The sequence below is a fragment of the Clostridium sp. BJN0013 genome (genome assembly GCF_040939125.1).
In the GTDB taxonomy this organism is placed as follows: Bacteria; Bacillota; Clostridia; order Clostridiales; family Clostridiaceae; genus Clostridium_B.
In genome coordinates, this window is sequence record NZ_CP162495.1 from 72,193 (window position 1) to 84,312 (window position 12,120).

The 12,120-nt window shown below is 29.5% G+C and carries 13 protein-coding genes and 3 pseudogenes; 12 read left to right on the forward strand and 4 right to left on the reverse strand.

All coding sequences use genetic code 11. The features are described 5' to 3' along the window. Positions 1-74 precede the first annotated feature (74 nt). The 7 genes from AB3K27_RS00480 to AB3K27_RS00510 all read left to right on the forward strand — a co-directional run bounded on the left by AB3K27_RS00480 (position 75) and on the right by AB3K27_RS00510 (position 4,360). The gene (locus tag AB3K27_RS00480) at positions 75-878 is read left to right on the forward strand and encodes a hypothetical protein (protein WP_368489336.1); all 804 of its coding nucleotides are present in this window, start codon (positions 75-77) and stop codon (positions 876-878) included. Between the two features lie 116 nt (positions 879-994). Continuing rightward, a complete protein-coding gene (locus tag AB3K27_RS00485) occupies positions 995-1,681 on the forward strand; it encodes a hypothetical protein (protein ID WP_368489337.1) in 687 nt (228 codons plus the stop codon). A gap of 15 nt (positions 1,682-1,696) precedes the next feature. Continuing rightward, on the forward strand, positions 1,697-1,834 hold the full coding sequence (locus AB3K27_RS00490) for a hypothetical protein (RefSeq protein WP_368489338.1): 138 nt from the start codon (positions 1,697-1,699) through the stop codon (positions 1,832-1,834). A gap of 201 nt (positions 1,835-2,035) precedes the next feature. Beyond that, the gene (locus AB3K27_RS00495; protein WP_368491136.1) at positions 2,036-2,407 is read left to right on the forward strand and encodes a holin family protein; all 372 of its coding nucleotides are present in this window, start codon (positions 2,036-2,038) and stop codon (positions 2,405-2,407) included. A 16-nt stretch (positions 2,408-2,423) separates the two neighbouring features. Continuing rightward, positions 2,424-3,194, forward strand: coding sequence for an N-acetylmuramoyl-L-alanine amidase (locus AB3K27_RS00500; protein WP_368489339.1), 771 nt, complete (start codon positions 2,424-2,426; stop codon positions 3,192-3,194). 13 nt (positions 3,195-3,207) lie between these two features. Then, a complete protein-coding gene (locus tag AB3K27_RS00505; RefSeq protein WP_368489340.1) occupies positions 3,208-3,945 on the forward strand; it encodes a site-specific DNA-methyltransferase in 738 nt (245 codons plus the stop codon). A 1-nt stretch (position 3,946) separates the two neighbouring features. Further along, positions 3,947-4,360, forward strand: a complete 414-nt coding sequence (locus tag AB3K27_RS00510; RefSeq protein ID WP_368489341.1) for a hypothetical protein — start codon at positions 3,947-3,949, stop codon at positions 4,358-4,360. 30 nt (positions 4,361-4,390) lie between these two features. Here AB3K27_RS00510 and AB3K27_RS00515 read toward each other — a convergent pair whose 3' ends face one another. After that, positions 4,391-4,819, reverse strand: coding sequence for a very short patch repair endonuclease (locus AB3K27_RS00515; RefSeq protein ID WP_368489342.1), 429 nt, complete (start codon positions 4,817-4,819; stop codon positions 4,391-4,393). A gap of 110 nt (positions 4,820-4,929) precedes the next feature. On the opposite strand from AB3K27_RS00515, the gene AB3K27_RS00520 reads away from it, so the two are divergent. The 4 genes and pseudogenes from AB3K27_RS00520 (at position 4,930) to AB3K27_RS00535 (ending at position 9,984) form a co-directional block, all read left to right on the forward strand. Beyond that, entirely contained in the window at positions 4,930-5,934 is a 1,005-nt protein-coding gene (locus AB3K27_RS00520) for a DNA cytosine methyltransferase (protein WP_368489343.1), read from the forward strand. Continuing rightward, positions 5,934-6,893: a HaeIII family restriction endonuclease gene (locus AB3K27_RS00525; RefSeq protein ID WP_368489344.1), complete on the forward strand. Its 960-nt coding sequence runs from the start codon at positions 5,934-5,936 to the stop codon at positions 6,891-6,893. Before AB3K27_RS00520 ends, AB3K27_RS00525 begins: the two co-directional genes overlap by 1 nt. A 458-nt stretch (positions 6,894-7,351) precedes the next feature. Continuing rightward, positions 7,352-8,403 (forward strand): annotated as a pseudogene (locus AB3K27_RS00530) (nucleoid-associated protein). 30 nt (positions 8,404-8,433) lie between these two features. Next, entirely contained in the window at positions 8,434-9,984 is a 1,551-nt protein-coding gene (locus AB3K27_RS00535; protein ID WP_368489345.1) for a hypothetical protein, read from the forward strand. 695 nt (positions 9,985-10,679) lie between these two features. Here the strand turns inward: AB3K27_RS00535 and AB3K27_RS00540 are convergent. The 3 genes and pseudogenes from AB3K27_RS00540 to AB3K27_RS00550 form a co-directional block, all read right to left on the reverse strand. Next, a complete protein-coding gene (locus AB3K27_RS00540; protein ID WP_368489346.1) occupies positions 10,680-10,802 on the reverse strand; it encodes a hypothetical protein in 123 nt (40 codons plus the stop codon). 277 nt (positions 10,803-11,079) lie between these two features. Continuing rightward, positions 11,080-11,184: pseudogene (locus tag AB3K27_RS00545) on the reverse strand (IS3 family transposase); the annotation flags it as partial. 9 nt (positions 11,185-11,193) lie between these two features. Continuing rightward, positions 11,194-11,334 (reverse strand): annotated as a pseudogene (locus tag AB3K27_RS00550) (IS3 family transposase); the annotation flags it as partial. Between the two features lie 329 nt (positions 11,335-11,663). Between AB3K27_RS00550 and AB3K27_RS00555 the strand changes: the two are divergent. Next, complete coding sequence (locus AB3K27_RS00555; protein WP_368489347.1) at positions 11,664-12,107, forward strand: helix-turn-helix domain-containing protein; 444 nt, start codon at positions 11,664-11,666, stop codon at positions 12,105-12,107. Positions 12,108-12,120 lie beyond the last annotated feature (13 nt).

Here is a 12,120-nt window from a genome sequence, read left to right on the forward strand (position 1 = left end):
CTTTTCCTAATTATAATATTAAAATAAATTCGGTAAGCCGAGAAAATATATATCTTTAGAAAGGACGTGTTATTATGGGAAAGCCTTATCCTTCTGGCGAAATTGATCAACTTACTCTAGATATTTCTGCTTTGCAAACAGGAAAGTTAGATAATCTTTATGCGGTATCAACTAATTTAGGGAATGTATATTCGATTACTTTAGCAAATGTAGAAAGCTTATCAGATATAGAAGGTATACCTATAAGAGTAAAATTCAATACTGAAAGTACAGGTAATGTTTCAATAAAAGTAAATAATTTTGATGCAGTTGATTTAATGGATTATTTTAATCAGCATGTGACCAACGTAAGGCAAGATTTAATCGCCAATATAGTTTATTGCATACCTTCGACCGGTAGCCCAAATTTTCAATTATTGGGTAAAGGAGGTGAGGGAAATGCAACAGCGGGAGATATTATAAAAGATAAAACTGCCACAACATCATTAGGATTTATAACAGGTACAGCTACCATACAAAGCTTAGGAGGCAAATATTATGCAAGTGGAACAGGGACAGTAGATGAAAATGGAATAGCTACAGTTGAAAATTTGAGTTTTCAACCATCTAAATCTATAATAACAATACCTGGAAGTGGAAGCACTTATTATGACTATATTATGTTAGATACTCCTATAGGCTCATGGTTTTCTTGTATATGGAATGATACAGGAACGGTAAGTAATAACGCACCTGTTATGCGTTCAGGGGAGATAGTCACATATAATAGTTCTGGGTTTTCCTGCCAAATTACTGAGGCTGACACTCAAAGTGGTGGCAACATTCCGGCAACTCAATATGCTGGAGCTACTTTTAACTATATAGCAATAGGGCAATAATCATAAAGCAAAATAGAAGCTAGAGGTAGCTTTTTTATTTTGCTCTATAAATTATGTAAAGATATAAAAGGGATATTGTCTCTGATTGTTTAATTAACTATTTGGGGGCGATACAAATGAATAAAGAAATAAAGGATAAAATAAAAAATAATTTTGAAATAGCTTTGGATGGAGGGACAACTCTATTAGGGGAGTGTTTAAAAGATGTTCTTGTAGCACACATAGCTCCAGGAGTAGTTACAACATATCTGTCATATAAACAAAAACGTACAGAAAAAAATATTATGGCTATGCTAGATGAGCTTAAAAACAGATTAAATATAATTGAAGAACATTTGAGGGCTATGGAAGAAGATGAAATTAATCTTATTAAAAATAAAGTGTTTCCTATGATTTTTGATTTTGTCATTGATGAAGCTCAAGAAAGAAAAATTAAGTATATAGCAAATGGTATCGAAAACATAATTGCATATAAGATTACTGATGAAGATCTAATATTAACTTATTTCGATGTTTTAAGTGAATTAAGAATGATTGACTTAAAAGAATTGTTGTATATTAATAATTACCTGATGGCGGGAAATGAAGTGTACAGTTCATCAAGTGAATTTACCGAATCTGATGCAGTAAAAAGACAAGTATATATTAAATTGCAAAAGTATAATTTAATAATAATTCAACCAATAATAGCAGATTTTGAAGGAAAAGAAATGACAATGGATAGACATAGGGCTAAAATAAGTGCTTTTGGTAGAAATTTTTTAAAATTTATTTTAGGCCAGGATAAAAATCATAATTTATAATTTGGAGGTTTTATAATGGATGAAACCATGAATGATTTTATTAAATGTTGTCTAGAATTAGGGAAGGAATTGCTAGATAAAGATGTGTTAACTCCAAAAGAAGAAGAATTTATTACAAAATTAAATAATATAATTGAAAATTATTTAAACTAAGATCTAAATATTAAGGGGTCTTGAAATAATCAAGGCTCTTTAATTTTGCTTAAAACAGGAGAAAATTTATATGTCATAACACATTAAGAGTTTTGGAGAAATCCAAAGCTCTTTTTTGGCGTTTAAGAATAACTGTAAGGGAGGTTTAAAGTGGAATACCTTATAAATTATTTCAAAGAATTTACAGGAAAATTACTAGCTATAGGGTTTACAAGTTCTACACTGGGGGCATTACTTACCTGGTGCTTTGGTGGGTGGGAAATGGGGATAAAAGTATTGGTGTCCTGCATGGTTTTAGACTATATTACAGGGCTTATGTGTGGATGTAAAGAAAAACATCTGAATAGCTCCAGGGGATTTAATGGCCTTAAAAAGAAATTTACAATACTGTTTGTTTTAATACTGGCGGTACTTTTAGACAGGCTCCTTGGGCAGTGCTGGACATTCCGTACTATGGTTATATATTTTTATGTGGCAATAGAGGGAATAAGTATATTAGAAAATTCGATTAAATTAGGTGTTCCAGTACCTAAAAAGTTGGAAAATGCACTGGAACAGTTGAAAAATAAATAGGAAGGAAGTAATGTAAATGGTAATCACTTATGATTTTGGGCATGGATGTGGTCAGGACAGAGGGGCTTCTGGATACCGTAATGAGGAACATGACTGTAGGGAATATGGAGCATTGGCCATAAAGAAATTACAGTCTCTAGGACATACTTGTTATGATTGTACACCAGCATCTAGTCCAGCCTTAAATTTAGGACAATCACTGGCCTATAGGGTGAACAAAGCTAACTCTATAGGTTCACAGTTACATTTATGTTTTCATGTCAACGCCTTTAAAACAGATGTGGCTACAGGCTGTGAGGTAGAATATGCCAGTGCCGCAGGACAGGCTTATGCAGAAAGGGTATCATCTGAAATTTCTACAGCTTTGGGATTAACCAATAGAGGTGCAAAATTACAAAGTAGCTTATACGTACTTAGATATACGAATATGGTTGCAATCTTGATTGAACCTTTCTTTTGCGACACCAAGACAGACTGCGACAAATACAACGCTGAAAAACTGGCAACAGCTATTGTAAAAGGAATCACTGGAATAGATACATCTACACAAACTACACAGACTACTGAACCAATAATACAAACAGTGCCAACCTATGATGAAACTGTACCTACAGGGCCAAATATTTGGCAGATACCAGGGATGAACTTCTATGTAGAACAAAGAGCAGATGGTGATATGTCTATTCACCTAGATAGAGGAAATTATTTAACACTAAGAAAAGGTGGAGCACCAGAGGTATATTGGAATAACAACCAGGGAGCTGGTGGATCTAAGAGATTATTTTAACTAAGGTGATTACATGCAAGATTATATGACATTAATACATGGTGAATGTTTGAACGAAATGGATAAATTGATAGAGCAAAAAGTTAAAGTAAATTTAGTCTTAACAGACGAGCCTTATGGGACAACTGAATGTAAGTGGGATGAAGTAATTCCTTTTCATGAAATGTGGCCCAGGATAAATAATCTTAAAAGAGATATACACACACCTGTAATTTTATTTGGCAGAGAACCATTTACCAGCAAGCTTATTAATAGCAACATGAAAGAATATAAACATAAATGGATATGGAATAAAAAGCAGAGTGGGAGTCCTCAAAATGCAAAATATATGCCACTACAAATAGATGAGGATATCATTGTTTTTGCTAAAAGCAGGGTAAATTATTATCCTGTAATGAGAAAAGGCAAAATGCGAAAAAAGGGAGGATGTAAAAAGCCTATACAGACTATGGGAGAATTTAAAAGGTTAGATTTCTCAAGATATAGCGATCTATATTATCCTACAAATATAATTGAAATTTATAATCCACGAATTGGAAAAGTCCATCCTACTCAAAAACCAGTGGAATTGATGGAATATTTAATAAAAACATATACCAAAGAAGGAGATCTGATATTGGATTTTGCTATGGGAAGTGGAAGTACAGGAGTTGCGTGTAAGAATTTAAATAGGCAATTTATAGGTATAGAGAAAGAAAAGAAATATTACGACATTGCAGTTAAAAGAATAAAATTATTAGGAGGTATATAACATGTTAGGAAAAGAATTAGCAAATATAATTACGAGTGGAATTTTAAGTATTTTAGGGGCGTTGGCTTCTTATGGTGTTACTGTAGGCATAGCTTATCTTAAAAAGAAAAAGGAATCCCTTGTTAAACAAATAGAAATAGACCAATACAACAAGGATTATAAAATAGCACAAGACATATTCTATATAGCAGAGCAACAATTTAAATTCATCCCAGCAGCAGGGGAACAGAAGAGAAAAGAGTTCGACAAGCTTTTGGTAGAGAAAATTCCAGGAATATCTCAAGAAGAAATCGATCATTTTAGAGAGACTATTTGTGGAAAGATAAATTCAGAGGTCAAAGATAGTGGCATATTAGCACCTGCATTTATAGAGGGAAAAGATCTTGCAGATGTAGTTACAACTACAACATCATAGAAATAATTATTGCCCCGGTTTTCCGGGGCTTTATTTTTTTGAAGATGATTTATTTATAGTATCTTCAATTTTATTTATGCAATCCTGAAGGTTTTTTTTCACATCTTTATCCCAAAAGCGAAGGATCGTCCAACCTTTACTTGAAAGTTCTCTGTTTACATTTTCATCCCTTCGTATGTTCCTCTCAATTTTAGGTATCCAATAATCCCTGTTTGTACCAATTTTGTTTTTCTTCTCTTCCCAATTGTATCCATGGAAAAATTCCGAATCTATAAATATTGCAATTTTTAGTTTCGGAAAAACTATGTCCGGTTTTCCAATAATTTTATCATAGTTTTTCCGATAATTCCTGTGACCGAGTTTCCATAATTCTTTCCGCATAATTATTTCTGATTTTGTGTCTTTACTTTTTATTGATTGCATTATTTTTCTGCGCTGTTGTTTGGTTATTTTATCCATATTCTATTTCATCCGCCCTTCTCAAAACCATATATATATAATATAATACAATTAAATAGGAAATAATAAAAATCTATAATAATATATTTTGTATTGGAGGCTGGTATTTAATGTCAGTTATAGATATAAATGAAATGCTTACCACAAAACATTTTTCAGCGGTATCATTATTTGCGGGTGCAGGTGGGCTGGATTTAGGTTTTGAAAACCGAGGGTTTAATATAATTTGGGCTAATGATATAGACGAAGATGCTTGTAAAACGCACCGTATTTGGTCAAACGCTAAAGTTGTTCAAGGCGATATTGGTAGAATTGACTTTGAGGATATCCCTAGGTCAGACATAGTGTTGGGAGGATTCCCATGCCAAGGTTTTTCATTAGCAGGTCCAAGGAAAATTGACGACAAAAGGAATAAGCTTTATAGGTATTTTGTTAAGCTAGTAGGGGCTAATCACCCATATGCTTTTGTTGCAGAGAACGTAAAGGGTATTTTAACTTTAGGCGGTGGAAATGTGATAGAAGCAATAATAGAAGATTTTTCACAAAAAGGTTATACTGTATACCCAAAGCTTGTTAATGCAGCTGATTATAACGTCCCACAAGACAGGTGGAGAGTAATTATGGTTGGATTTAGGAAAGACCTTAATGTTAGCAGTTTTGAAATGCCGAAACCTAATGAGTATAAGGTGAAACTTATAGATGCGCTGAAAAATATACATAACCCTAATTATAAAGATATTTGCCATGCTTCGTATTCATCTAGATTCATGAGCCGTAATAGAAAACGTGGCTGGAACCAAGTTAGTTATACTATACCAGCAATGGCTAAGCAAGTGCCATTGCACCCATCAAGCCCGGATATGGTTAAGATAGGGGAAGATAAATGGAGGTTTGGAAATAATGGTAAAACAAGGCGTTTAAGTTGGCAAGAATGTGCAGCTATACAAACGTTCCCACCTAACATGGAATTTGCAGGTAACCTTACAAGCAAATATAAACAAATTGGCAATGCTGTACCTGTTAAACTTGCTGAGGCAATAGCATCTAGTATTTTTGATGTATTGAATGCATGTGTACACCTTGAAGGAGCGCAAGAAGTATTGGGGGTAAAATAATGGCAATCCAATCTAAAAACGGGAAAGGGTTTGAATATGCTTGTTTAAATGCTTTTGAAGAATATTTAAAAGGCAAAAATAATATTGTATTAATAGAAAATAATGAAGCTGTAGAAATAGCACGGAAAGATTATTATAAACTGTTACCTACACTGCGGGCTAAAATGGATAAGGCGGCACAGGCTGCAGCCCGCGTTATATCGCGATTGGAACCAAGGCTCCAGAACCCGATAAACGAGGACAATCTATACCTTACCCTTCAATCGGATAAAAAGGGAATAGAGGGAGATGTACGAGATCTTATTGCTATAAGGAAAAAGGATGATTGGGAAATAGGGATTAGCTGTAAGCATAACCATTCTGCAGTAAAGCATTCAAGGCTTTCAAGAACTTTGGATTTTGGTAGTAAATGGCTAGGTATACCATGTTCAAGTAAATACTTTAATGAAATTTTACCAATATTTGATAGATTAAATGAATTAAAAAGACAGGGAAAGGAATGGAAGGAAATATTAAATAAAGACGTGGGAATATATATGCCTGTATTAAATGCATTTATGAAAGAATTGAAAAGGCTTGAACAAGAGAACCCTAATATTGTGCCACAGAAATTTTTAAGCTATTTATTAGGCAATAGGGATTTTTATAAAGTTATAAGCATTGATAATAAAAAATTAACTCAAATTGTAGTATTTTCTATGTATGGCACTTTAAACAAAAGCTCAGGGGAAATTAAACCGCAAGTAAAAATACCACAATTGATTTTACCAGCAAAATTTTATGATATTAGCTATAAAAATAACTCTAAAAATACAATAATAGCTACGTGTGATAATGGCTGGTCAGTATCAATGAGGATACATAATGCAAAATCATTGGTAGAACCGAGCCTTAAATTTGACGTCAATTTGGTTGGAATACCACAAACACTATATACTCAGTCTGAACCATGGCAGTAATATGTATACCCAATTTACTATATTTAAAACAGAAGAAAGCTTTATGTCTGAAACCATTTACATGTCTTATAAAATCATATATCATATACTTATAAGGTTAATTGCCTTAACTGATTTTTTACAACCAATATAATTTAATTTTTTTCGAATCCACACTCCAAATAGTATGATTGATTAATGATCATACTATTTTTTTGAAAGTTTAAAGGAATTTTTAATTATACGTAGAATATATACAATATAAATAACAAATAATGTAATTACGGTGAATTAAGTATATTTTTGTCGAATTTGTTGAATATTTGGTAAGCATGTCCTATACTAAAGAAAAAACCTATCATAAGCCCATTAAACTTATGGATAGGTAAGTGCTTTCAAATCATTTGACTATCTCCATTATATAATAATGTTTTTGAAGGTGCAAGAATAAATATATATTGGAGGTATATATTATGGATATGCGAAATGTCTCAGAATTAATAATTGAAAAAGCAATAATACATATTTTAGATAATAGAAAAGAAAACCCAGTACTAATTGACTTTCCGTTAGAACTAACGGAGGATATATATTTACTTTTTGAAAGACATATTAAAAATTCTATCAATGATGAAAGCACAAGAATTGCAAAATTTGATGGTAACATTAATGTAGTAAAAGAATGCTGTAAAAATATAATTGAATCACCTGATAATAAATTTGTATCTGAATCAAAGGAAATAGCAAAATATTTATTTGATGCTATGAAAAACAGCAATATATCTCCCGCAAATTTTGCAGTATGTATTTATTCAGTTAATAATGAAAAAACATTGCATTGCTTAAAATGGATTTTAGTAAATTGATACAAACTAAAGTTGAAAATGTAGATGGTGGAAAAAAGAAAATAAAAGTGATTGTAAGTAGTGATGGAATTCCGAATAATAAGCAAAAGCTTCAGAAATGTGTCTTTGTAAGACCAGATAATCCCCAAAATGATTATGATATAATATTATTGGATAAGCAAGCTGTAAAGTCAAAGAAAGATGATATGGTTGCAGATTTCTTTTCTAATACTTTTTTGCATTGCAAGCTAACAAAAACGGATCGAGATAACACAAGGATGTTTAAAGCGTATACTCAAAAATTTATTGAAAAAAATTATAGTAGTAATATCGAAAAATCGGAAGATATTAGGTCGCATCTATTCTCAACATTAAAAAGTGCTGAGGAAATTAATATTAAATCGTTTGCTGAAGAAGTTTTTGGCGATAACGAGGAAAAAAGAAATGAGTATATTTCTTATATATCAGAAAATTTAGGAGATCTAAAATTTAATATTGATAAACAATGGGTGGATACTCATGTTAGAAGAAAAAAAATAAAAACAGATACAAATGTTGAAATAAATATTGATTTTGATACCTCACAAGACAAGGAAAAATTTGACATAAAAAAGCATGAAGATGATGATAAAATGGATATAATAATAAAAAATATATCTAATTATTCTGAGGTTGTAACCAAGTAAATTTTATGAGTAATAATATGGAGTGATAATATGAATGGGGTGATAGCTGAATTAAATAAATTTTTAGCTTATATGGACTGGGGAAATGTAGATAACTTAAAATTTACAGAAAATGCAAATTACTTTATTTACAGAAAACAATGCATTAGTTCTGAAATAAGAAATATCATAAATTATAATTTTGAAAATTTGTTTCTTATTTTTGATTCATCATTAAAAATAATTTTTAGTCATATAAATGAACCAACCCCGTTTATTATATCAGATAAATTTAATAAACAGTATGCAAATGAATATATTGAAGAAATGTTTATTGCACATGAAACAATAAATGTTGAATTGAATATAAATAAAAATATTCTTAAAAATAAAATTCTTAACTCTGAATTTAAGGATAAATTTAATATAAACTTATTTTTTACTGATAAAATGTTTTTAGAATATGTAAACTTATTATCATATAGAAATTTAGAAAATGAGTTATATTCACAGACTCAAAAAACAATAATTATTATTTTCAATAAAACAATATTATTTTATAATGATTTAGTTTTAATTATTGGTGGAAATAAAATTATAGAATTAGAAAATTATATAAAAAATAAATTTAATTCTATTTTAGATATGGAATTATATAAAAAAATTATTCGAATGCGAAATGAGCAATGTAATTGGATAGATTGTCCTGAATGGTTATGCCCAGAATATATGTATTTTAATTTTTCTGAGGATGATTTTATTTATAATTACGAGCTTAAACAATATTTTCTTTATATGACTGTAAATTTAGCTATACCATTTATTGCTAATTACACTAATAAAGAAAATAATAAGATATGTAGCTATATAAATGGGTATAAAAAGATAAAAATATATTATATGGATAATATAGTATATGATAACAACATGGTATACTTTTTATTTAAACAATATAATTGGGCATATGAAGGTAATAACTCTGATAAATTGAGTATGTTAAGAAATTTAATGACTATATTTCTATGTGAAGAATGTGAAAGCTCATATTATCAATTAATATTAATTAATTCAGAAGATATATATAAATCTGTCAAAAATAATTTTGATATTTATCTTAAAAATAATGTTAAAGAATATTTTACAGAAACTCACAAAGTTAGAGAAATGGTTTCTAATAAATTAAAAGAAATTTCGGATGAAATTAGCGATCTAATTGGTAATATGAATAAAAACTTTCTAGCAACAATTGGGGTAATATTAGGAGCAGCAATTGGGTATTTGACTAAAGGTAATATATATATATTAAAAATTTCAGCTATGGCTTATGGAATATTTATTTTTTTGAATGCAAGTCTAACTATTCCATATTATAAGAAAAGAATTAATGATATTCAAAATGATTATACAGAACATCTTAAAATGTTTAGCAAAATAGTATTGCCTAAACATATGCCTGAATATGGAATAAGTGGTAATGTTAAAGTTTTTAATAAATATTGGTTTATATATATAGGTATCAATTTTATAATTTTAGTATTAACATTTATTTTTGTAATAAAAACTACTTATGCAGTTGACTTTATAAAAAATATTTTACAATAAAAATTTGAAATAATTTTAATGCAGAGATACAAACTGCAGGTTATAGACCAATAAAAAGATAAATAAAAGCCCCAGACCAATCCAGGGCTTTTACCAATCAAAACTATTTGGTGAAATAATTATTTTCATGGTATTAAGCATTATGTCCGAGTTACCATATTTTATACTTGGTTCCTAATTATATTGATATTTTCATGAACCCTGTTATAATAATAATTGGATGGAATTTTAGACTACCTATAAGGAATTGAAACTATGAGCCATAGAGGTATTAATTTCGCATTTTAGATAATTTTAGACTACCTATAAGGAAAATGTAAAAAGCTGACCAAAGGCCAGCTAAAAAATTTGAAAGGAATAACTATAATAATAGTATGACCAAAATTTTTAGGTCGCATACAATAACATAGGAAACAATTTTAATTAAAATATAAGGTATTCTTTAAATAAAAATTTTTATAATAAAAGCTCTGGCAAACACCAGGGCTTTTTAAGACAGTTCATTTATTATATATTATAATTAGGTAAAAACTCCAATTGAATTTTAACTGAAGTTTCTTTAATGTTTATTAAAATTAATTGATAACGTAGTAAAAACTGTAGTAATTTGATTAATATATTTCTATAAGTTTAGATATATCAAAGTGTACCAGATTTTTATTATTCAAATCCCTCTTTCTCCGCCATAGTATTCATTAATTAGTATCTCTGCTTTCAAATATTAAATTATCTACATTTTCCAAGATGACCTTTATCCTTGATAAACCTATCTTGCATACAACCTCAAAAATTTCCTTCTCTATACTGTTGAAATTCAATTCCAATTCATCTAAAATTATTATTCATACTAAAGCTCCTTTCTATATTTGTTTTCTCAAAATTAATTATAAAAAGTCTCTAGTATCAATAAAAGGCCTTTCAGCTAGGTAATTGCTGGCGGTCTTTCCTTTTTTTCTGCCTAATAATATTTTACTGTGACTTAATGATATTACGATAAATTTTTAAAATGCATTATAAAATATAATAGGTTATTTCTGTCCAAAATGAAAAAGGAAAAATATTGATGTTGAAGAAAAATTTGCGCAATATAAATTTTTACTGTGACGAGATATATCCCAATGAGGAATGCATTCTTTTAGTATTATAATATAATTCAATATATTTAAAGATTTCTTTTTGAGCTTGTTCAGGTGACTCATATCTTAGCTTTTTTATTTCATACTGACACGAATAGAGCGCGGTTCCATGACAGGGAATGAACTTCTCTCCGCATTCTTCATATTCACTTATCCAACGATATAAAGAATTATAATTAATAGATAATGCTTTTGTTGCATCAGCAACAGACATCTCATCTTCTTATACTAACTTAACTGCTACAATTAATTGTTTATCATAACTTCTTCTCATAAAGCAAACCACCCTTTCACGTTTTTCTCTTATCTTAGTGTTTATTTTATTGTACCATTTTCATTTTTTAATCTGTCTATCTTAAGAGGAACATATCAAAAACTCATGTAGTAATTTTTTATTTATATTAAATTGCATTGTAATTACAATGAATAGTTTACTGTTAACTACATCTAACTGTATATTATGTACAATTAATTGCATACTATATTCATTTATGTATTGCATTAAAAATAGATTTTGCTATAATATATATGAGGTGAAAATACATGGATAATAATATATTAAATGTTGAACAAGCAGTAGAGTTCTTAGGTGTAAGTGAAAAAACACTAATAAAATTACTTAGGGAAGAACATATACCGGCCAGAAAGATAGGTAGAGAATGGAGGTTTAGTAAAGAGGCTTTAATAAGATGGTTGTCTTCTGGTGATTCATGCAATTATATTAATAAAGCTGAGATCTATCAGATTTCTGTAGATGAATCTGGTAAGTGTGAGCAACTATTAGACAATATTTGCTCACACTTATCAAGTCTAAAAAGTACTAATAATATCAAACTTATTTTAAAAAAACTTGATAAGGATGTAAATATTCCTGAAGATGTGAGTTTAAGGATGAGTTATAAACAACAAAGAGATATTGAAAAGCTTGAATTTAAGATATACTGGCCTCAGAGAGAGGAGTGTAAAATTGATATAAATCAAAAATAGAATTTTAGAGGAA

What these genes read in the sequence shown, in the direction of transcription:
- AB3K27_RS00480 (WP_368489336.1), top strand. Translation starts at nt 75, where the DNA reads ATGGGAAAGCCTTATCCTTCTGGCGAAATTGATCAACTTACTCTAGAT.
- AB3K27_RS00485 (WP_368489337.1), top strand. Translation starts at nt 995, where the DNA reads ATGAATAAAGAAATAAAGGATAAAATAAAAAATAATTTTGAAATAGCT.
- AB3K27_RS00490 (WP_368489338.1), top strand. Translation starts at nt 1,697, where the DNA reads ATGGATGAAACCATGAATGATTTTATTAAATGTTGTCTAGAATTAGGG.
- AB3K27_RS00500 (WP_368489339.1), top strand. Translation starts at nt 2,424, where the DNA reads ATGGTAATCACTTATGATTTTGGGCATGGATGTGGTCAGGACAGAGGG.
- AB3K27_RS00505 (WP_368489340.1), top strand. Translation starts at nt 3,208, where the DNA reads ATGCAAGATTATATGACATTAATACATGGTGAATGTTTGAACGAAATG.
- AB3K27_RS00510 (WP_368489341.1), top strand. Translation starts at nt 3,947, where the DNA reads ATGTTAGGAAAAGAATTAGCAAATATAATTACGAGTGGAATTTTAAGT.
- AB3K27_RS00515 (WP_368489342.1), bottom strand. Translation starts at nt 4,819, where the DNA reads ATGGATAAAATAACCAAACAACAGCGCAGAAAAATAATGCAATCAATA.
- AB3K27_RS00520 (WP_368489343.1), top strand. Translation starts at nt 4,930, where the DNA reads ATGTCAGTTATAGATATAAATGAAATGCTTACCACAAAACATTTTTCA.
- AB3K27_RS00525 (WP_368489344.1), top strand. Translation starts at nt 5,934, where the DNA reads ATGGCAATCCAATCTAAAAACGGGAAAGGGTTTGAATATGCTTGTTTA.
- AB3K27_RS00535 (WP_368489345.1), top strand. Translation starts at nt 8,434, where the DNA reads ATGAATGGGGTGATAGCTGAATTAAATAAATTTTTAGCTTATATGGAC.
- AB3K27_RS00555 (WP_368489347.1), top strand. Translation starts at nt 11,664, where the DNA reads ATGGATAATAATATATTAAATGTTGAACAAGCAGTAGAGTTCTTAGGT.